Source organism: Acinetobacter lwoffii (genome assembly GCF_049367455.1).
In the GTDB taxonomy this organism is placed as follows: domain Bacteria; phylum Pseudomonadota; class Gammaproteobacteria; order Pseudomonadales; family Moraxellaceae; genus Acinetobacter; species Acinetobacter lwoffii_W.
In genome coordinates this window covers 265,107-284,951 of sequence record NZ_JBMPXW010000001.1, presented here as the reverse complement: position 1 = coordinate 284,951, position 19,845 = coordinate 265,107, and the positions used below count along the sequence as shown (strand labels likewise).

General features: G+C 43.2%; 20 protein-coding genes. 16 read left to right on the top strand and 4 right to left on the bottom strand.

What is annotated here, in order from left to right; genetic code table 11:
• The first annotated feature begins 59 nt into the window (after positions 1-59).
• The 11 genes from ACO1B7_RS01430 (at position 60) to ACO1B7_RS01380 (ending at position 11,245) form a co-directional block, all read left to right on the top strand.
• Positions 60-515 (top strand): phosphoglycerate mutase family protein, encoded by a 456-nt coding sequence (locus ACO1B7_RS01430; RefSeq protein WP_423089707.1) that lies wholly within the window; start codon positions 60-62, stop codon positions 513-515.
• 30 nt (positions 516-545) lie between these two features.
• A complete protein-coding gene (gene gspL, locus ACO1B7_RS01425; protein WP_423089706.1) occupies positions 546-1,685 on the top strand; it encodes a type II secretion system protein GspL in 1,140 nt (379 codons plus the stop codon).
• The gene (gspM, locus tag ACO1B7_RS01420; RefSeq protein ID WP_423089705.1) at positions 1,685-2,164 is read left to right on the top strand and encodes a type II secretion system protein GspM; all 480 of its coding nucleotides are present in this window, start codon (positions 1,685-1,687) and stop codon (positions 2,162-2,164) included. The genes gspL and gspM overlap by 1 nt, the downstream gene beginning before the upstream one ends.
• Positions 2,165-2,254: 90 nt before the next feature.
• Entirely contained in the window at positions 2,255-3,256 is a 1,002-nt protein-coding gene (locus ACO1B7_RS01415; RefSeq protein WP_005246744.1) for a quinone-dependent dihydroorotate dehydrogenase, read from the top strand.
• Between the two features lie 5 nt (positions 3,257-3,261).
• Positions 3,262-3,843: a CvpA family protein gene (locus ACO1B7_RS01410; RefSeq protein ID WP_253159000.1), complete on the top strand. Its 582-nt coding sequence runs from the start codon at positions 3,262-3,264 to the stop codon at positions 3,841-3,843.
• A gap of 24 nt (positions 3,844-3,867) precedes the next feature.
• Positions 3,868-5,403, top strand: coding sequence for an amidophosphoribosyltransferase (gene purF / locus ACO1B7_RS01405; protein ID WP_423089704.1), 1,536 nt, complete (start codon positions 3,868-3,870; stop codon positions 5,401-5,403).
• A gap of 89 nt (positions 5,404-5,492) precedes the next feature.
• Positions 5,493-7,382 (top strand): M48 family metalloprotease, encoded by a 1,890-nt coding sequence (locus ACO1B7_RS01400; protein ID WP_423089703.1) that lies wholly within the window; start codon positions 5,493-5,495, stop codon positions 7,380-7,382.
• Between the two features lie 204 nt (positions 7,383-7,586).
• Positions 7,587-8,231: a hypothetical protein gene (locus ACO1B7_RS01395; protein ID WP_423089702.1), complete on the top strand. Its 645-nt coding sequence runs from the start codon at positions 7,587-7,589 to the stop codon at positions 8,229-8,231.
• Positions 8,232-8,253: 22 nt separating this feature from the next.
• Positions 8,254-9,219 carry a 2-hydroxyacid dehydrogenase gene (locus ACO1B7_RS01390; RefSeq protein ID WP_423089701.1) on the top strand — a complete coding sequence of 322 codons (966 nt, stop codon included), beginning with the start codon at positions 8,254-8,256 and terminating at the stop codon, positions 9,217-9,219.
• A gap of 116 nt (positions 9,220-9,335) precedes the next feature.
• Entirely contained in the window at positions 9,336-10,778 is a 1,443-nt protein-coding gene (locus tag ACO1B7_RS01385) for a M48 family metalloprotease (protein WP_423089700.1), read from the top strand.
• Positions 10,779-10,885: 107 nt separating this feature from the next.
• The gene (locus ACO1B7_RS01380) at positions 10,886-11,245 is read left to right on the top strand and encodes a hypothetical protein (RefSeq protein WP_423089699.1); all 360 of its coding nucleotides are present in this window, start codon (positions 10,886-10,888) and stop codon (positions 11,243-11,245) included.
• 69 nt (positions 11,246-11,314) lie between these two features.
• Here ACO1B7_RS01380 and ACO1B7_RS01375 read toward each other — a convergent pair whose 3' ends face one another.
• Complete coding sequence (locus tag ACO1B7_RS01375) at positions 11,315-11,761, bottom strand: GatB/YqeY domain-containing protein (RefSeq protein WP_004280076.1); 447 nt, start codon at positions 11,759-11,761, stop codon at positions 11,315-11,317.
• Positions 11,762-11,794: 33 nt separating this feature from the next.
• On the bottom strand, positions 11,795-12,010 hold the full coding sequence (gene rpsU / locus ACO1B7_RS01370; RefSeq protein ID WP_001136722.1) for a 30S ribosomal protein S21: 216 nt from the start codon (positions 12,008-12,010) through the stop codon (positions 11,795-11,797).
• Between the two features lie 147 nt (positions 12,011-12,157).
• Between rpsU and tsaD the strand changes: the two genes are divergently transcribed.
• The 3 genes from tsaD (at position 12,158) to ACO1B7_RS01355 (ending at position 15,873) form a co-directional block, all read left to right on the top strand.
• Complete coding sequence (gene tsaD, locus ACO1B7_RS01365) at positions 12,158-13,174, top strand: tRNA (adenosine(37)-N6)-threonylcarbamoyltransferase complex transferase subunit TsaD (protein WP_004280030.1); 1,017 nt, start codon at positions 12,158-12,160, stop codon at positions 13,172-13,174.
• 204 nt (positions 13,175-13,378) lie between these two features.
• Positions 13,379-14,338 (top strand): sensor domain-containing diguanylate cyclase, encoded by a 960-nt coding sequence (locus ACO1B7_RS01360; RefSeq protein WP_423089698.1) that lies wholly within the window; start codon positions 13,379-13,381, stop codon positions 14,336-14,338.
• Between the two features lie 488 nt (positions 14,339-14,826).
• Positions 14,827-15,873 (top strand): hypothetical protein, encoded by a 1,047-nt coding sequence (locus ACO1B7_RS01355; RefSeq protein WP_180038880.1) that lies wholly within the window; start codon positions 14,827-14,829, stop codon positions 15,871-15,873.
• 101 nt (positions 15,874-15,974) lie between these two features.
• On the opposite strand, the gene ACO1B7_RS01350 is transcribed toward ACO1B7_RS01355, so the two are convergent.
• Together ACO1B7_RS01350 and ACO1B7_RS01345 are read right to left on the bottom strand one after the other, a co-directional pair.
• Positions 15,975-16,388 (bottom strand): DUF6176 family protein, encoded by a 414-nt coding sequence (locus ACO1B7_RS01350; RefSeq protein ID WP_423089697.1) that lies wholly within the window; start codon positions 16,386-16,388, stop codon positions 15,975-15,977.
• Positions 16,378-17,250, bottom strand: coding sequence for an ATP-binding protein (locus tag ACO1B7_RS01345; RefSeq protein WP_004280026.1), 873 nt, complete (start codon positions 17,248-17,250; stop codon positions 16,378-16,380). Before ACO1B7_RS01345 ends, ACO1B7_RS01350 begins: the two co-directional genes overlap by 11 nt.
• 188 nt (positions 17,251-17,438) lie before the next feature.
• Between ACO1B7_RS01345 and ACO1B7_RS01340 the strand changes: the two genes are divergently transcribed.
• Positions 17,439-18,950, top strand: a complete 1,512-nt coding sequence (locus ACO1B7_RS01340; protein ID WP_005246731.1) for a DUF3336 domain-containing protein — start codon at positions 17,439-17,441, stop codon at positions 18,948-18,950.
• Positions 18,937-19,758 carry a protein kinase domain-containing protein gene (locus ACO1B7_RS01335; protein WP_423089696.1) on the top strand — a complete coding sequence of 274 codons (822 nt, stop codon included), beginning with the start codon at positions 18,937-18,939 and terminating at the stop codon, positions 19,756-19,758. The genes ACO1B7_RS01340 and ACO1B7_RS01335 overlap by 14 nt, the downstream gene beginning before the upstream one ends.
• Positions 19,759-19,845 lie beyond the last annotated feature (87 nt).

Below are 19,845 nucleotides of genomic sequence, written 5' to 3'. Positions count from 1 at the left end.
GTCTGCGAATTGTCATATTCGCTGCTTATCATGCAGGCAAAAGAATATAAGGAAATCAAATGCAACTGACTTTAGTTCGACATGGCGAGGCCGCGCCACCGATCAATGGTAATGACACCAAGCGACCTTTAACGGAGCGTGGTCATCAACAGGCTGAGCAAACTGCACAGTTCTTAAGGGATCTGATTAAGCCTGAAGTCTTTGTGGTCAGTCCGTTATTGCGTGCGCAGGAAACTCTGGCACATTTGCAGCAGTATTTTAAAGATGTGCCGGTGGTGATCTGTAATACCATCAAACCGGATGATGATGCTAAGGTCGCAGTGGAATGGTTGTCGCAACTGCCTTATGAGTCGATTGCAGTAGTGTGTCATATGAATGTGGTGGCACATATGTCTTCCATTCTGCTGGCTGAATCTTTTCAACCTTATGCATTGGCAGAAGCACGTATTTATGATCAGGCGGTGATTGCCCCTGGCTTATCCACACAGATAAAAAGCTTTAGTCCTACACTATAAAAAATTAATTAAAACGGCAGAACACAATCGATGTTGTATTTATGGATGCCTGAAGCCAATGGGGTTTGGCAATGGTCAACTGGGGAGTTCTGGAACACTGCGCACACACTTGAGCAGCTGATTCAGGATATACAGGCTCATCATGGCGAAGAGGCGGTGGTGTTTTTTCCTAGCCGTCATGTGCAAATTTTGCAGCAGACCTTGCCCAAGAGCCAATATAAGAAAATGGGCAATGATGGCATTAAATATTTGCTTGAAGAATACGTGGTGCTGCCGGTAGATGCTATGAAAGTGCTACATCATTTTCAGCAGCCGGATCAGATCAGCATTATGGGGGTTGCGAATTCTACGCTTGAGACCTTGCAACATGCTTTAAGCCTGATCCCAGTCAAGCTGGCAGCTTTATTGCCGGACTTTTTGGTGCTGCCGGTTCCTGATGCCAACCAGCGTGTGATTGCGCAAATCGGTGGACGTTTGCTGGTGCGCGAGTCGGAATATATCGGTCAGTCGCTAGATGATCTAAGCCTTTATCTGGATTATCAGTCCAAGGACCTCAGCTATAAGGTGAGCAACCTGAATCAGGAGCAGTTGCGTAGTCTTGAAGCACTCATCACTCAGGAGCAACTGGAGTCTTTTCAATATGGTATTCCTGTACTGAAAAAACCAAAACAGCATCCGTTTAATGTATTGCCTAAAGCAAAATCTGATGGTGCTATTTCCGGTTACTGGAAAGCCTGCGCGGCGGTTTTTCTGGGTATTTTGGCATTGCAGTTTAGTTATGATGCTGTGCGCTGGTATCAATATAAGAAAGTGGCGAATCAGACCGCCGCGCAAGCCATCGACCAGTTTAAATACTGGTTTGGACAGAATTATCCGGTCACCGAGCAGAATATCAAAAGTCAGTTTGAAGGGCAGTTGCGTCAAAGCCAGATTGCAGATACACACGCATTGCAGCTGATTAGTCGGGTGGGACCAGTCTTGATGCAAAATCAGATTGTGGCACAACGGGTGAATTATGATGCTTCTGTGCTCAGTATGGAACTTAAAGCCAATTCATCAGAAACGTTAAATGCACTGACCACACAATTAAGCCAGCAAGGCTTTAAGGTGGAGCTGGGGAATATTCAGGCCAGCGGAACAGCAGCAATCGGACTGGTGAGGATTCAATAATGAAAGGCATTGAAGCGCTACAAAATCGTATGGATCAGTCTTTTGAAAAGCTGAGCGATTATCTGGACAGCCTGTCGGTACGTGAACGGGTATTGGTGATTTTTACCACTGTTTTTGTAATTGTGGCGGCAGTCGGTTCTGCACTCTGGTTTATGCATCAGGCGGCAGACACCCAGCAAAAACGCTTAAATCAGCTGAAAGATACCATTGTCTGGATGCAAAGTAATGCAGTAACCATGAAACCGGCTGGGGACACGCAACTGGATGCTGCAGAAAAAGTACAGCGGGTCGCACAGCAGCAAGGATTGTCGGTGGCTTCCCAGCAAATGGAAGGAAAAATTCAATTGGCGGTCATGCATGAAAATTATGCAGTGCTGGCAAATTTCCTGACTCAACTGGCACAAATGGGGCTAAGTATCGAGAAAATGGAACTAAATAATGAGGCAGGACAGATTAAATTAACGGCGACCATACAATAAACGGTAAAAATAAAGATTTGCAAAGCATGGTTTTTTTGTCAGCCTATGCCTATAATATGCCGACTTAAAAAGCAGTAGACTTTTCTGGATATGTTGTATTCTCTAGCCCGCCCTTTGTTGTTTTCTTTAGCACCAGAGCGTGCACATGAGCTGACATTATCACTATTGAAATCATCCCATAAAATGGGCTTGATGCGTCAAAATGTTGCTGCGAAACCTGTGACCTGTATGGGAATCGAATTTCCCAATCCGGTGGGTCTTGCGGCAGGTTTGGACAAAAATGGTGCCTATATTGACGCCCTTGCCGGTCAAGGTTTTGGTTTTATTGAAATTGGTACCATTACCCCGCGACCGCAAGCCGGTAATCCTCATCCGCGTTTATTCCGTTTGCCACAGGCTAAAGCCATTATTAACCGTATGGGCTTTAATAATGATGGCGTGGATCAGCTGGTTGAAAATGTCAAAGCAGCCAAATTCAAAGGCATTCTCGGTATTAATATCGGTAAAAACGCTGATACTCCGGTAGAAAAAGCAGTAGATGATTACCTTATTTGTTTAGAAAAAGTCTATAATTATGCTTCTTACATTACCGTCAATATTTCTTCTCCCAATACCAAAAACCTGCGCAGCCTGCAAAGTGGTGATGCACTCACCGAACTGTTGGAAACGCTGAAAAACCGTCAACTTGAATTGGCTCAGGAATACCAGCATTATGTACCTTTGGTACTCAAAGTGGCGCCTGATCTGGATAACAGCGATATTGCCTTTATTGCCAAGCAGTTATTGCAATTCAAGATCGATGGCCTGATCGTGACCAATACCACACTGTCACGTGAAGGGGTAGAGGGTCTGGAGCATGCAGAGGAAGCGGGCGGTTTGTCTGGCGCGCCAGTATTTGAGAAAAGTACCGCATGCCTGGCTGCATTTGCTGCGGTATTAAAAGGACAAATTCCATTGATTGGTGTGGGTGGTATTCTTTCAGGTGCAGATGCTGTTGCCAAGAAACAGGCAGGCGCCAGCCTTGTACAGGTTTATAGTGGCCTCATCTATACCGGACCTAAACTTGTAAAAGATTGTGTAGACGCACTTTAAATCCTATGAATGCCATTGATATCTTTCTACTGATTATCTTGCTCATTGGAGGGCTCAACGGTTTGCGTCAAGGATTTATTAAAGCCTTTGCGAACTTAGTGGGATGGATCTTTGCCCTGATTGTTGCGGCAAAATATTCAACACTACTTGCGCCGTCTATGGTTGCTCTGAGTACAGATCCAGTTGTACAAAAGATTGCGGCCTTTGCTTTTATCGTCCTGCTGATTGTAGTTCTGACCTGGATCGTTACTGCACTGTTGAACCGTATTTTAAAGAGTCTTAAGCTGGGTCCCCTCAACCGTCTGGCAGGTGGTGTCTTTGGTAGCCTGAAAGGTCTGCTGATTGTCCTGATTACCATGCAGGGAATTGGCCCGTGGGTAGAAAGCTCACCTCACTGGAAACAGTCCAAGTTTATTCAAGCCTTATTGCCTTATGCGCCTTGGGCGACTCAAATCTCGAAAGAAGCCGCGAATGGCGCATTACAACATATCAAGCCTGAAGGGACATCGAAACCTTCAGCTTCATCATCTGAAACATCGTCCAAATCTGGAGCTGCAGATGAGTCTACAAATAATCCTTTTTATTAATCCTAGCTTGTCTGCGAGGTTGCTATGTGTGGAGTAGTTGGTATAGCTGGTAAATCACCCGTTAACCAAATGTTGTTTGATGCATTAACGATGTTACAACATCGTGGACAAGATGCAGCTGGGATCGTGACATGTGAGGAAGGACGTTTATTCCTGCGCAAAGACAATGGTATGGTACGTGATGTATTCCATACCCGTCATATGCGTGCTTTGAAAGGAAATTACGGTATTGGTCATGTGCGTTATCCAACAGCCGGTTCATCGAGCAGTGCAGAAGCACAGCCGTTTTACGTGAACTCGCCGTATGGGATTACCTTGGCACATAATGGTAACCTGACCAATGCCGAAGAAATTCATGATGACCTGTTCAAAACTGACTTGCGTCATATGAACACTGATTCTGATTCAGAAGTTCTGTTAAACGTGTTTGCGCATGAATTGCAAAAACATGGCAAATTGGTGCCAACGTCAGAAGATATTTTCCATGCGGTGACGCGTGTGCATGAGCGTTGTAAAGGTGCTTATGGCGTCGTGGCGATGATTACCGGTCAGGGTCTGGTGGGCTTCCGTGATCCAAATGGTATTCGTCCATTGATCTACGGTTCACGTGAAACTGAACAGGGTATGGAGTATATCATTGCTTCTGAGTCGGTTGCGATTACTGCGCTGGGCTTTAAAGTTGAGCGTGATATTCTGCCAGGTGAAGCGGTATTTATTGATTTAGAAGGTAATTTCTTTACCAAACAATGTGCGGCTAATGCTGAATACCGTCCTTGTATTTTTGAATATGTTTATTTTGCCCGTCCGGATGCCATTATTGATGGAATCTCGGTGTATAAAGCACGTTTAAAAATGGGTGAGAAGCTGGCGCAAAAAATTCTGCGTGAGTGGGGTGAAGAGCATGATATTGATGTGGTGATTCCGATTCCGGATACTTCACGTACTTCAGCGCTAGAACTTGCCAATATGCTGGGCGTGAAATTCCGTGAAGGTTTCATGAAAAACCGTTACATCGGTCGTACCTTCATTATGCCAGGTCAGCAACTGCGTAAAAAATCGGTACGTCAGAAACTGAACCCTGTTGAGCTTGAGTTTAAAGGTAAAAACGTACTGTTGGTGGATGACTCGATTGTCCGTGGTACAACCTGTAATGAAATTATCCAGATGGCTCGTGATTCTGGCGCGAAAAAAGTATTCTTTGCTTCTGCAGCACCGATGGTGAAATATCCAAACGTTTATGGTATTGATATGCCGGCGAAATCTGAGCTGATTGCATCGGAACGTAGCGTGGAAGAAATCCGTGAAATTATTGGTGCTGACCGTCTGATTTTCCAGGATCTGGAAGATTTGAAAGATGCGGTAAGAACCACCAAGGTGCCGGACGTCAAAGACTTTGATTGTTCAGTGTTTGATGGCATCTATGTTTCGGGTGGCATTGATGCGCAATATCTGGATGACCTACAGCAAAAACGTAGTGACAGTGCCATGAAAGAAAGCAATTATATTGATGTCAATATTGATGCAGCCTCAGTGGATTTGACTGGTGTACGCGAAGTCTAAGTAGTTAAAATCATCATGAAAAAGCGGGAATTTCCCGCTTTTTTGTTTTATGATGAGCCCATTGAAAATTATCATTTTAGGGTTCTGCATTGCGAAACGTAGGATACGATTTTATAAAAAACAAAAATATAGTACTACCTGTAAGTTTTTGCCTGATTGCAATTCTGTTGACTATTTTTATTATTAATACCGTTGTTGGTCTCTTTGTCTTTTATACTGATCCTAGCCAGTCAATCTTCTGGCATGTGCTGAGTCCTTATCTGATTGCTTTGCTGTTATGTGCCATGATGATCTCGGTCATCTACGAGTTTTATATTTTTCGGAATGGTGGTTATTCACTGGCGAAGCAGTTGGGTGCGCGTCGGTTGAGTCCGATGGACAGTATTCCCGAAGAAAGTGCTGCATTGCACATTAACCAACAGTTGGCAGAGACTTTTCTGATTGATGTTCCTGCAGTATATGTGCTGCCCGATGAAGTCGGTGTCAATGCGCTGACGGCGGGTTTTAGTCCGCGGGATACCGCAATTATCCTGACTTGGGGTGCGATACAAACACTGGATAAAGTCGAGCTGTATGGCTTGCTCAGCCATGAATTCAATAAAATCCTCTCTGGTGAAGCTGCAGAAAATACCCGTTTGAAAATTCTGTATAGCAGTCTAACCACGTTTAGTCAGTGTGGCAGTAAGATTGCCAAGTCCGGTTTTTATCGAGCGGGTAGTCCCCGTGAAAACAAGTTTGAAACTTTCTATGTTGCAGTCGGTGCGGTGATCTGGCTGATTGGTAGTTTGGGTGTTTTGATTTCCCGTTTTATTAAATATATTTCACTGGGTGGTCGAACCTATAAAAATGATCGGAAGACCCGTCGCCTGATTCAAAATGATGCCAATATCCAGACTTTACTCAGAATCCATGTGCATCATTCTGGCTCCCAGATTTATAGTGAATATGCTGAATCCATTTCACATATGTGCTTTGCCAATTCCTTGAGCCCACAAAACTGGCTGAATATTCATCCCAATATCAATCAGCGGATTTATGAATTAAATCCTGCCTTGATTCAGGACTTACAGCTTGAGAATCTGAAAAAACTCAAAAATCAGCCTTTGTTTAGTTTGTTCCGTTCTTTAGAAGAAGTGGTGCCTGAAACTGCAATGAGCTGGAGCTCGCCACAACCTTTGCCATTATTGCGGCTGTCTCCGATCAGTTTTGCGATTAAAGATGCGATCAAACCACTGAATCCGGAACTTCGGCTCAAGATGCCACGTCCGGAACTGATTAAGCGTGCATTACAAACCGCAACTGGTTCTCGTGAAGTGATGGTCGCCATTTTAATGATCCGTCAATATCGTGAATTTATTCCGACTGAGGCTGAAGTTAGCCGTGCCATTGTAGATTCATTGCTCAATCTGGACGGGCGGGTGCATATCTCGATTTTCCAGCAAGCTTGTAACAATATTGGTGGCATGCCGACAACTGTTGCACGCCAGTTTTTGATGAAGCTGGCACGGATTATTCAGGAAGATGGCGAAATTGGCCTGTTGGATGCATTATTACTGGAATGTGTGAAATACGAACTGAATTTGCTTCCTGCACATACGCCTACAGCACTCGATGAGGTCAAGCCACAGATTGTGCGTTTGATCGACGCCTTGCTGCATGTACAGCAGATTAATAGCGGCAACCAGCTTGAGGTGCGGGAGCGGATTTTAAACCGGATTCTGACCGCTCAGGAACTGGACTTATATAATGAAATTTCTGATGAGCCGATTGATCTAGCAGAAATCCTGAATGATATTGCGGGGCTGTTATTGCGTGATCGCCTCAGTATTTTAGGTATTGCAGAGGCCTGTTTGTGGAGTGATCGTATCGTGACACAGGATGAGTTGGACGTGATAGAGCTGTTGTATTGGCGCTTGGGTTTTGAGGCAGAACAGGTCGTTCAGCAAATGTTAAAGAAGAACAGTTTAACCATTCTGTAGAAAATAAATGAGAACGCGCAGCTTTAGCCGGAATCTGTTATAACAGCAGGAATGGTTTAATTGTGTATTAAAAGCACGGTTTTTAGCAGACAGCTAAACTTTGTACTAGAATCCATCAGGATAAAAAAGAAAAGCTGAAAAAGTTCGGCAAAGCACAGGCAATCCGGCTAAAATGTTCAGCCTGAAATTGGTGATGATGAAAAGATGATTGGGCATCAGCGTGACATACTGGCAACATTAGGAATCGATCTCTGGATTCCTAGGGACAGCGCATGTCAGCCGCACCAGGTTTCGATCTGGCGTGATCAGGCTGCACCTGAATTTCACACCGATATCGTCTTACCACAGCCTGCTTCCGTAGAGGCGTTGGCTGATCTACCGATTCCTGAGCCAGAGCCAATTGTTACGCTTAAGGTTGATACACCACCTGCGGCACCGACTCACATTGCACCTGTTCAGGAACAGCGTGAAATCGTACAAATCCCGCCATTCAGTTTGCAGGCTTTAAGTCTGGTACATTGCAGTATCGTGATTGATGCAACTGCAATGACCGAAGACACCCAGAATTTATGGGGCAATATCCAGCGTGCAGTCCCAGGTGAGTTTCATGAGCTGAACTGGCCATTTCCCTGGGCCAATGTTCAGGATGGACGTGGTGTAGAATCCTATATTCAGGGTTTTCTGGATGGAATGAGTGCAGAGAAAAATATTATTTTCCTCGGGCCTGTAGCGCATATATCAAATACGAAAATGATCCAGTTGGCATCTTTACAAGAAATGCTGGATCAGCCGATTCTAAAAAAACGTTTATGGCAGTTTATGCAAAATAGGACTGCCAGTCTGGAATAATCTTGTTGTGGAATAAAAATAGATGAAACAAAAAGTGGTTGTATTTAGTCAAATTGATACTGATATTCAAAACAAGCTGGAACAAAATTATCAGGTTAGTTATATACAACCGAAGCTAGGCGATGTGAATCAACAGCTTTTGCAGCAGGTTCAGGATGCTGATGGCATGATTGGCGCAGGGCGCTTGTTGAATCGCGATAATCTGGCCAGTGCCACCCGGTTAAAAATTATCTCCAGTGTCAGTGTCGGTTATGACAACTATGAACTGGATTATTTAAATGAAAAGAAAATTTATCTCAGTCATACGCCGCATGTACTGACTGAAACCACTGCTGACCTGGCTTTCACTTTACTGATGTCAGCAGCACGCAAAGTGGCTTACCTGGATCAATGGACCAAGCAGGGACAATGGCAGCGTACCGTGGGCGAAGCACAATTTGGTATGGATATTTTTGGAAAAACCCTCGGAATTATTGGTCTCGGTCATATTGGGGCGGCAATCGCACGTCGTGGTTTTTACGGTTTTAACATGAATATTCTGTATTATAATCGCCGGGAAAAACCAGAACTTGCTCAAGGGTTGAATGCGAAATATTGCCAGCTTGAGGAACTGTTACAGCGTTCTGACTTTGTGGTCGTTGCAGTAGATTTGAATGCGGATTCTAAGGCGCTGATTGCGACAGCGGAATTGGCTAAAATGCAATCCCATGCAGTATTGGTCAATATTTCACGTGGCTCGGTCATTGATGAACAGGCATTAATTTCAGCTTTAAAAGCCAAGCAGGTTTTTGCTGCCGGTCTGGATGTGTATCAGAAAGAGCCGTTAAAGGAATCGGAATTATTCCAGTTGGATAATGTGGTTACATTGCCACATGTGGGTTCGGCCACTGCAGCCACTCGTAAAAAAATGGCAGAACTGGCTTATCAGAATCTTGTTGATGCCTTGGAAGGACGAGTGCCCCGTTATGTGGTCAATCCGGAATTTTAAAATGCATCTGATTCGTCGTTTAAATGATATTAAAAAATAACATTTTCTTGCGTCTCTGCTCATTGTTCAATGCTATATTCAAGATAAATTAGATCGGCAGGATTAGAGATTTTTCATTGAAACGATTGGCGCTGGCGTGTGGCTTAAGTCTGTATATGGTAGCAGGGCACGGCTCTAACCATGATTTTAATCAAGTAAATGTACAATTTTCTGTGCCTGATATTGGTACAGGCGTCGGCTTACTCGATCAACAAAAAGAAAAAATGATCGGTGAAAAAGTCTATCGTGAAGTGCATAAACAAATGCCGGTCCTGCAAAATCCATGGCTTGAAGATCAGCTGCTTTCAGTATTTTCTCATATCCTGAGTCAGACTCAATTGCAACAGCCGATCGGTTTGCTGGTTATTAATGACCCGCAAATTAATGCCTTTGCTGTACCAGGTGGTCTTTTTGCACTTAATGCTGGTCTGATTAATTCAGCTCGAAACATGGATGAAGTGGCAGGAGTCATGGCACATGAAATTGCACATGTCACACAACGTCATTACAGTCGCTCTCAGGATGCCTTTAAAGGGCAAGGTTTACTGGCGCTAGCCGGAATTCTCGTCGGTGCTTTGGTCGCTTCCCAGGCAGATGGTGATGTCGGCACAGCGGTCATGATGGGTTCACAGGCAGCACTTATGGATAAACAGCTCACCTATAGTCGTAATCAGGAGCGCGAAGCAGACCGGATCGGGATGCAGTATATGTACCGTTCTGGCTATAACCCGCATAGCATGGCAGACTTCTTTGAGGTCATGCATCGCTCGACCAGCCGATTGAGCTTTCTGCCAGATTTCTGGTTCACTCATCCACTCACCACAGAGCGTATGAGTGAAGCGCGTTTACGTGCCAACCAGCTTCCTGCGGTGAAACGCAATCTCAATGATCAAGACTTTGAAATTATCAAGTGGTATAGCAGGGTATTGTCTGGTCAGACCAATGCAGAGCAGCTTATCCTGATGGACCGGCAAAATAATTTTGCAGGCCAGCTTGCCTTAACTGCCTATCAAATACAGCAAAGTGATTTTCAGGCCGCGCAGGCTACTTTAAATCGAGCAAAAAAGCATAACCAGATGCATCCTTTACAGGTTTTATTTCAGACCGATATTTATTTAGCCCAGAACCAGCTTAATGCAGCTTTGAAAAGTGTAGCGTCAGCAGCGCGGATCATGCCGGAGAATCGAGCGCTTAATTATAAATATGCAGAAGTGTTGATTCGTGCCAAGCAACCTGATCAGGCAAAAATTTTAGTGCAGCGATTTTTAAATGCCAATTCACGGGATGTGAGTGGCTGGCGACTGATGCAGCTTGCTGCCAATGTAGAGCCGGATTCGCCGATCAAGGCTGCTAATGTGCTGCGCTATCGTGCAGAAGTAGAATATTGGTCAGGGTATGAAGAAACTGCGATCAAATCATTATTACATGCACAGCGTAGCGTAAAGAATAATCAATCTTTATCGTCAACTATTCGCCAGCGTCTGAAGCAGATGCAGCAGGCACATCAATATAAGATTTAAAGCTGAACTGGGTTTTAAGTTTTTGTATCAGGATGATATAGCAAGAATATATTCAATCAGGCTACAATATTTTTGAAAGATCAGCGTGAATCAAACTGAAGCATAATATGAAAAAAATACTATTGGGCGTGTGTCTACTGGGGGGGAGTTATGGGGTTTTTGCTGCGAGTGCAGTTGAATATGTAGAAGCAATAGAACGAATTAATGCGGATTATAAAAAGGAATCGCGTCAGTTTTTAAGTGGTTTAAATCCGCAGCAACAGGGATTTAGTCCTGAGCAGAATGCAAAATTTTGTGGAATTGTAGGACGTTATGTTGATCGTTTATATCAGGCCGCTGACCAGAATCGTCCTTATCTGGATCGTCAGTTTCAAAATATGAGTAAACGGGATGTAATTGTAGAAGTGAAATCGTCGAAAGAGATGCAATTACTTAAGCGTTATCAGGTCGATTGTAATTTGCAATGAGAATACGTCAGGAACTGTCTTTGATTAAAGGCAGTTCAACGTTAAAGAGAAAATGCTAGAGAGTATGGATTAAGCAAGTTGCGCTTTGATTTTGGCGGAAACTTGTGCAGGATCGGCGCGCCCGGCTATGAGCGGACGCAGAGAATTCATCACCTTACCCATATCTTTCATGCTAGTAGCTTGTTGCGCTGCAATAGCTTGCGCAATCATGGAATCAAGTTCTTCCTCAGTCATAGCTTCTGGTAGAAACTGAGACAAAATCTCAATTTCGGCTTGTTCCTTACTAGCTAAATCATCTCGGCCAGCGCCTGCAAAGGCTTTAACCGATTCTTTACGTTGTTTAATTTGTTTTTCAATGACCGCAAGAACCTGAGCGTCGTCAAGTTCTTTGCGCTCATCGACTTCGATTTGCTTAATTGCTGCCTGTAGACTACGAATGACCGTCAGCTTGGACATTTCTTTGGCACGCATTGTTGCTTTCAAAACATCCGTGATTTGGTCTTTTAAAGTCGTCATTATTTATTCCAGGCAATCAATCACAAATTAATCTTAGTAAAGGCGAGTCGTACGTACTGATTCACGCGCCAATTTCTTTTGGTAGCGTTTAACAGCAGCAGCTTTTTTGCGCTTACGTTCTTGAGTTGGTTTCTCGTAGAATTCACGCTTACGTACGTCAGCAAGAACACCCGCTTTTTCGCATGAACGTTTGAAACGACGGATAGCTACGTCTACTGGTTCGCCTTCTTTCAATTTAACTTGTGGCATGAAGAATCCTCATATCAGTTAGGGTAAGATCTCGGGCTGAATTGCCCTCAATCACAAGTGAAGGTCAGTATTTTACTCATTTACATCTCATACCACAAGTCTATAATAGTTGCTGCAATAGAATTGATACAGGTTATAGGCAGTTTAATGATCGTTTTAGGCTTGGAAACGTCGTGTGATGAAACAGGACTTGCGCTGTATGACAGCGAGTTGGGTTTGCGCGGACAGGTGCTTTATAGCCAGATTAAACTGCATGCAGAATATGGCGGTGTAGTTCCAGAGCTGGCGTCACGTGATCATGTGCGTAAACTGATTCCACTCATCAATGAGCTGCTTGAACAGAGCGGCGTGAAAAAATCAGAAATTGATGCAGTCGCATATACCCGTGGCCCGGGTCTGATGGGCGCACTCATGACAGGCGCATTGTTTGGTCGTACTTTGGCCTTTGCACTGAATAAACCCGCAATTGGCGTGCATCATATGGAAGGTCATATGCTGGCACCTTTGTTGTCAGAAACTCCGCCTGAGTTTCCATTTGTTGCATTATTGGTATCGGGTGGACATTCTCAGCTCATGGCTGCTTATGGCATTGGCCAGTATGAATTGCTCGGTGAATCCATTGATGATGCGGCAGGCGAAGCCTTTGATAAAGTCGCGAAAATGATGGGCTTGCCATATCCGGGCGGTCCGAATATCTCTAAATTGGCGGAACAGGGCGATCCAAATGCATTTGCATTCCCACGCCCAATGCTGCATCAAGGTCTGGAATTCTCATTCAGTGGTCTAAAAACCGCAGTTTCTGTACAGATGAAAAAACTGGGTGATGAAAACCGCGATGCCGACATCGCTGCCAGTTTTCAGGAAGCCATTGTCGATACTCTGGTGAAAAAGTCGGTGAAAGCATTGAAGCAAACGGGGCTTAAACGTCTGGTGATTGCGGGCGGTGTCAGTGCCAATAAGCGTTTACGTGAGCGTTTAGAAGCAGATTTAGCCAAGATCCGTGCATCTGTTTATTATGCTGAACCTGCACTCTGTACAGACAATGGTGCAATGATTGCTTTTGCGGGCTATCAGCGTTTAAAAGCAGGGCAGCATGATGGCTTGGCGGTGACCACCACACCACGCTGGCCAATGACGGAATTGACTAATCCGACAGAGGCATAGATTTCAGGCTTGAAAAAAAGAGGCTAAGGCCTCTTTTTTATTGTGAATTTTTAAATGAAAACTTATAGCAACGGTATGTTGTAAATATATAGTTTTATAGCTGTATTTAGAGCTTGTATATTCTATTGAAACCGGAAAAATAGTTTAATAGCTTAAGTTTATATCATGCATATTTTTACAGGTTTGTAGCAGAGGCAATCTCGGATGGAAAATATAAATTTCAAAAGTTTTCAGGATGCTGGAGAGGCAGTATTAAAGTTTCTGCATCAGCATTTTGGCTTTGATTTATGGATGATTACCCGGGTAGAAGGCCAAGACTGGATTGTGCTGCAAAGTGAAGACCATGGTTATGATATACGACCCGGCCAAGTGTTTCAGTGGGCTGATTCTTTTTGTTCTCATATGGTCGCAGGTAAGGCCCCGAGAATTGCACCTCGCTCTGAAGAAATTCCTTTATATGCCACAGCGCCGATTAATCAGCAGGTCTGTATAAAATCTTATATTGGTCAGCCACTCCTTAAAGAAGATGGTAGTTTGTTTGGAACGCTCTGTGCGATTGATCCAGAAACCAAATCGGTAGCTATTGTGCAAGATATGCAACTGGTCGAGTTGTTGGGACAATTGCTCAGTTCGATCTTGCAGGCAGAATTACGTCAGAGTGAGCAGATAAGACAGCATGAATTATTGCAGGAAGAAGCCAGTAAAGATGAATTGACCGGGCTCTATAATCGCCGTGCCTGGGAAAAACTGCTGCGAGCAGAAGAAGAGCGTTGTAAGCAATATGGTCATCCCGCCGCTGTATTATTTATTGACCTGAATGACCTAAAAAAGGTGAATGATAGTTTGGGGCATGATGAGGGTGACAAGCTGATTCAAAATGCGGCTCAAGTATTGCGAGATAACGTACGAATTAATGATATTGTTGCCCGTTTGGGTGGCGATGAGTTTGTGATTCTTAGCGTGGAAAATGATGAAACGGGTACTGAAAGTTTAGTGGATCGTTTAATTAATGCCTTTGCAGCAGCAAACATTGGCGCAGCGATTGGTATGGCAATGCGTCATCCTGGTCAGGGTTTATTTGCAGCGCTCGCACAAGCGGATCAGAACATGTTTGAATATAAACGTCGGAAAAAATCCAGTGAATCCATGACCAATCTAAAATAATTGACGCTTTAAATCTTCTTTAAATGATTCAGTATTTCATATCATAAAAATGATCATTTTCTATGCTCTAAAGTCATCCTATCTTTTAATATTTTCTTTCATAGCCATGTATGAAAGTTGAGCATGATTCTCCATAAAAAGAAAATTCAATCCGTCTTTAACTTAACCATTACAAATTTTATAAGCTTTGTTGCAAAGTTAATCGATCTAATTAAATGCGCTTTAAGTGTGTTGAAAAGTGACTCTGGTAAGGAACAAGATTCAAATAAGCAATTCATTTCTTATGATAATTGTTGTTTGAAATATACATTAAAATTACAGAACCAAAAAATTCTTTGTTTAAAGATAAAGCGCTATCGAAGGATAAAGCTGGCTGCCAAGAAAAAACATTACCGGCAGAAATAGCATTTGAGCTGTTCAGTTTCGAGAAGGCCAATCTTTAGTGATCACCAAATAAAAATGCAAAGAAATTTTAGGGAATAAATTTTATGAAAAAGCAGATTTCTATCTTTGGACTTGCTCTTATTTCGGGTTTAATGAGTGCCTGTGGCGGTGGTGGGGGAAGTAGCTCAGACAGTCCTACTGTCACTACACCTCCAAATGTTCCTAAGGAAAGTATTTCCCCTGAGCTTTCAGAGGAGTTTGTCCCGTTTGAAGATCAGGATATTGTAAAGAAAATTCGCGATAAAATTTCCGGAAATACCAGTAATGATACCGACTATAATGTTGCTCTAGGTCACATGATTGGAGAAGTATTCGCAGATTATCCTTATGGGCGTACTGCACGTATTATCAAAATTTATAATTTGGGCATCAATAGTATTAAATATCCAAATCTGATCTGTTCGGAAGTCAATACCACTGGTTCGGTCAAAACCCTGAAATTAAAAACAGATAAAGATAACTGTATTATTCTGGATAAAACTTACCGTAAAGGCTCAAACATTACTCAGACGGTGAATGGTGACACGACGACTTTAAGCTTTAGCAATGTCCGTTATGGTTCAAATGTAGATTTTAATCTCAAGGACGACTACCTGATTTCTGGCACAATTGTGCATCGTAAAACCAAAAATAACATGGGGCAATCCGAATCTTATCAAATCGATCAGTTGGAATTCCAGCGTATCGCCGAGACCGGTCAGGCAGGTACTTCTGGAATCGCGTTTGATACAAAGAGCAAAGAATATCTGCAGGTGCGTAATTATAATTACAGCTTGGTCGATGATTATGGCAGTGGCAGTAATGGGATTCGTACCTTAACCAGTCGTGGTACGATTATCGGTCAGCCTGATCTGGCAGATTATCGTTACAGTTTTGATTTTAATACCACGACACCATTTAAAATGGATGAAACCGTATTAAATAACTATAAGCATTTGCCAAAAGAGGGCGTGCTTAGAATTAAGGACAGCGATGATCAGGTAATTGAGGTCAAACAGAACCAGCCTGAATCATTGAAGGCTACTGTTTATTTCAATGGCAGTGAAATTGATGACCTGCTATGGTCTACCATTATTGGGGATAAACAATAATTCGAGATGTCAAAAAAGCCCTGTATTTCCAGGGCTTTTTTTATTATTGATTGGGGAGAAGTCTTTATTACAAAACTATTTTGAATAGCCGTGCTAATAAATCAGGTAACTGTAGCATCCAATAACAATTCGGCGGGATAAACCGCTTGCCATGAAGTTTTAAACTGTTTATGCACTTGGTCAATTGGGAAAGTACTGAGTTTTGCAATATTTTGCGCTTTTTGAATATTGTCGGCGCGCATATATGCAATCAAATAGTCCTGACCATGAAGTTGCAGATAAAACCAGGACTCGACATGAACCTGTTCAGCCTTAAGCGTTTCAATTACTTCGTCTTGACGTGCTTTCAAAGTACGCTGCCAGTCATGAACTTGCTGTATGTGTAAGGGCTTAAGTTGAATGAGAACTGCGCCGACATCCATAATTTTAATTTTCTTTTGAGTATCATCATTATATAAATGATTTATATGAAAAAAGCGACCTGAGCCGGTCACTTTTAAGTTGTTAAGAGGCATTTAGTTGGGTTGAACCAATCCAGTGCTTGGAAAACTGATAGGCAGCACGTCCTGAACGTTGACCGCGTGCCTGACACCAGCGTAGGGCTTCAGCACGGGTTTCTGGCGTGAGTTCCATGCCTGCCTTTTTGAGGTAATGTTCGACAATTTCCAAATACAGGTTCTGATCCATTGGATAGAAAGACAGCCATAAACCAAAGCGGTCAGACAGTGAAATTTTTTCTTCAATCGCTTCCTGAGGATGTAATTCAGTATATTGCGGCACATCAACTCGGGTAACGGGCGTATTTTCATGCATGAATTCGGGTAATAAATGACGACGGTTACTGGTCGCATAAATCACAAAATTGCTGGAACCGGACTGTAAAGAACCATCCAGAACACTCTTTAAACTGCGATAATTTTCATCTTCGGCATTAAAGGCCAGATCATCACAGTAGACAATGAACTTCTCTGGACGCTCTGCAATGAGTTGCTGAATTTGAGGCAGATCGGATAAATCATCCCGTTCGATTTCAATTAATCGTAACCCTTGATCTGCATACTCGGTGAGTAGGGCACGAACAATGGAGGATTTACCCGTACCGCGTGAACCGGTCAGTAAGACATCATTGGCAGGTAAGCCGTTTAAAAACTGCAACGTGTTCTGGATGACTTTTTCTTTTTGTCGCTCAATCCCTTTTAAATCGGCCAGTTCCATCTGTCTAAGCTGATGAATAGGTTTGAGTTCACCATGTTGCCATTTATAGGCATGAGCAGAAAAATCAGGAATTTGTTTTAGTTCGGGCAGACTTTGCTGAAGTTGCTGCAGAACAGTCGAAAGGGCATTTAAAATATGGTCAGGTAACTCAATTTTCGCCATGATTTAACATTACAGATTTAAAATTATGGCTAAGATAGTACCATTGCAAAATTCACAGTCAAAGCCAGAAAAGTATGATAATTTGCTTAAAGTAGAGAGTTTTCGTTATTGTAGAGGATAGAAAATTTGTACACATTTTCTGGCTCTGGGTACGAGCTGTATCAAGAATAAATACAGGGAAAAGGCAGATGCTGTTTAAAGATTTTACTCAGGATATTAATCCACATCAGGCCTATCGTATTAAAAAGCTCAAGCAGCAGCTGCAACAGGCTGAGTCCTATGAGGAATGGAAATATATTGCCCTGAAAATAGATGAAGAATCAGGTGCACAGGAATGGAAATTTGATAACAGTTCACCCTACTTTGATGCAGAAGTGATCGCACATCGTCTGGGTAAATTACGACGCTATCGACAACAAAAGCGCACCCGTGACCTGATGTATATTTTGCGCGAAGGCCTGAGCTACGATATTGCCAACATTGCCCATCCTCTACTGTTTACCGAAGCCTATGTGGGCACTAAAAGAATTATTGAAGATTATGTCGAAGAAGTCAGCCAAGGCTTAGCCTATATTGCTTCAATAGACTGTACCTGTCTCAGTATGGAAGAAAAAATCGAATATTTTCAGCATTGTCAGCGCGCCTATGGCCAGCCAGCCCTGATGTTTTCCGGTGGTTCGACGCTGGGTCTGTTTCATACTGGTGTATGCAAAGCCTTAATGGAGCAGGACTTGTTGCCGAAGGTAATGTCCGGTTCAAGTGCGGGTGCCATCATGACCGCCATGTTAGGTGTATCCAAACCTTCGCAATATATTGATATTTTGAAAGGCCATAATTTCTTTCATGAGGCTTTTCATTTTCGCACCATGAGTGAATTGATGAAAGGCAATGGTGGTCTGGCGGATGTAAAATATCTAAAAAAATTTCTGGTCGAAAATCTGGGTGATCTGACCTTCGAAGAAGCACTCAAAACCTCAGGTCTGCATATCAATATTGCGGTTGCACCTTATGATGCTGGACAGGATGCACGCATTTTAAATGCCTATACTTCTCCGGATTTGCTGGTCTGGAGTGCGGTACTGGCGTCTTGTGCGGTGCCGGTTCTGTTTCCACCGGTTCGTTTGACCAGTAAGCGCTATGATGGTCAATATACGCCTTATATGGGTTCAACCCGCTGGGTGGATGGCAGCGTGCGCAGTGATTTCCCACAGGAAAAAATGGCACGCCTGTATAATATCAATTATACCATTGCCAGTCAGACCAACCCGCATATCGTGCCATTCATGCAGGATGATATTTCACGTTTCCGTAAAGGTACTTTGAGCTGGCCACAACGAATTGTTCGCCGTCAGGGCGCGGTGATTACCAAAGGAATGATGGATTTCGCCCGGGAACATGCCGGTAGCTTGCCTCCTGTACGCCGTCTACTGGATCATGGCTATGGTGTAGTTGACCAGCGTTATTATGGTGATGTGAATATTGTCGGTAAATATAGCCTACGCCACTATAGCTATATGTTGCAAAATCCGCGGCCGTATCTGTTTAAAATTTTACAGCGTGAAGGGGAGCGGGCTACTTGGCCAAAAATCTCCCTCATTGAGACTCAGGAACGGGTCGGGAAAACTATTCAGCATTGTCTGGAGCTGCTAAATTATCAGCATACACTTAATCCAATACCTGAATACATTGCCACGACTTAATTTAGATCATCTCGATATTTCTGATTTTGAACTACGAACCAAAGCCCGTAGTCTGGGTTTTGGTCGGCGTCTTTATTATGCCAAGGGAAATGCGCTCTGGCTAAAAACCCAGATAGCGCATAGATCTGATAGTTTAATATCATCTCCACATGCTGAACTAGGCTGGCAACATGAGCTGGATTTTTATCAGGCTCATGCCAGCTCAGGTGATCTAAATTTTTTCCTTCCACATCAAATTATTCAACAGCCTTTCAAGATCAATCATGAACAATTTGAGCAGGCCTTAATTCTGGTCGATGCGCCGGCGCATTTTCAGATCATGCCGCATCAGCAATCCATCACGCAAATTCGGCAACATTTGCTGCAAGCTGTGGAGCCTTTAATCTGCCTGCAAGAATTGGGTTATTTGCATGCCGATTTAAAGCAGGAACATTTTGTAAATAATCAGGGCAGGGTCTGCCTGCTTGATTTTGAGCATGTCCAAATACTCCATCAGAATGACCTGCATGAACTGAATGCGACACCGCGTTATATGGCGCCAGAACTGTTTCAAGGCCAAGCCAAAAGCTTACAAAGTGAAGTTTATGCTTTGGGTGTTATTTTTTATGAGTGGTTGAGTGATCAGCGTTTACAGGCGACCGACTATCTGGATTGGGCCTTTTTGCATTGTCAGCGTTTGAAGATTGAGTTACCGCAACACTTACAAGTCTTTCAAGGCTTATTAGAAGAGATGTTACGTAAGCAGAAGCAGCATAGATTTGCCGATTTTCAAGCTGTGAAAGACTACTTAATGACTGAAATTGAATGAGAAAAATACAATAAAACTCGGATTGTTTCTTATTTAATCAAACGAGTGTTTTTTTATGATAAACGGCTTGTCAGCTGGAAATGATCT

Excerpts from the sequence above, each read along its gene's own strand:
- ACO1B7_RS01430 (WP_423089707.1), top strand. The coding sequence starts at position 60 with ATGCAACTGACTTTAGTTCGACATGGCGAGGCCGCGCCACCGATCAAT.
- gspL (WP_423089706.1), top strand. The coding sequence starts at position 546 with ATGTTGTATTTATGGATGCCTGAAGCCAATGGGGTTTGGCAATGGTCA.
- gspM (WP_423089705.1), top strand. The coding sequence starts at position 1,685 with ATGAAAGGCATTGAAGCGCTACAAAATCGTATGGATCAGTCTTTTGAA.
- ACO1B7_RS01415 (WP_005246744.1), top strand. The coding sequence starts at position 2,255 with ATGTTGTATTCTCTAGCCCGCCCTTTGTTGTTTTCTTTAGCACCAGAG.
- ACO1B7_RS01410 (WP_253159000.1), top strand. The coding sequence starts at position 3,262 with ATGAATGCCATTGATATCTTTCTACTGATTATCTTGCTCATTGGAGGG.
- purF (WP_423089704.1), top strand. The coding sequence starts at position 3,868 with ATGTGTGGAGTAGTTGGTATAGCTGGTAAATCACCCGTTAACCAAATG.
- ACO1B7_RS01395 (WP_423089702.1), top strand. The coding sequence starts at position 7,587 with ATGATTGGGCATCAGCGTGACATACTGGCAACATTAGGAATCGATCTC.
- ACO1B7_RS01390 (WP_423089701.1), top strand. The coding sequence starts at position 8,254 with ATGAAACAAAAAGTGGTTGTATTTAGTCAAATTGATACTGATATTCAA.
- ACO1B7_RS01380 (WP_423089699.1), top strand. The coding sequence starts at position 10,886 with ATGAAAAAAATACTATTGGGCGTGTGTCTACTGGGGGGGAGTTATGGG.
- ACO1B7_RS01375 (WP_004280076.1), bottom strand. The coding sequence starts at position 11,761 with ATGACGACTTTAAAAGACCAAATCACGGATGTTTTGAAAGCAACAATG.
- rpsU (WP_001136722.1), bottom strand. The coding sequence starts at position 12,010 with ATGCCACAAGTTAAATTGAAAGAAGGCGAACCAGTAGACGTAGCTATC.
- tsaD (WP_004280030.1), top strand. The coding sequence starts at position 12,158 with ATGATCGTTTTAGGCTTGGAAACGTCGTGTGATGAAACAGGACTTGCG.
- ACO1B7_RS01360 (WP_423089698.1), top strand. The coding sequence starts at position 13,379 with ATGGAAAATATAAATTTCAAAAGTTTTCAGGATGCTGGAGAGGCAGTA.
- ACO1B7_RS01355 (WP_180038880.1), top strand. The coding sequence starts at position 14,827 with ATGAAAAAGCAGATTTCTATCTTTGGACTTGCTCTTATTTCGGGTTTA.
- ACO1B7_RS01350 (WP_423089697.1), bottom strand. The coding sequence starts at position 16,388 with ATGCCTCTTAACAACTTAAAAGTGACCGGCTCAGGTCGCTTTTTTCAT.
- ACO1B7_RS01345 (WP_004280026.1), bottom strand. The coding sequence starts at position 17,250 with ATGGCGAAAATTGAGTTACCTGACCATATTTTAAATGCCCTTTCGACT.
- ACO1B7_RS01340 (WP_005246731.1), top strand. The coding sequence starts at position 17,439 with ATGCTGTTTAAAGATTTTACTCAGGATATTAATCCACATCAGGCCTAT.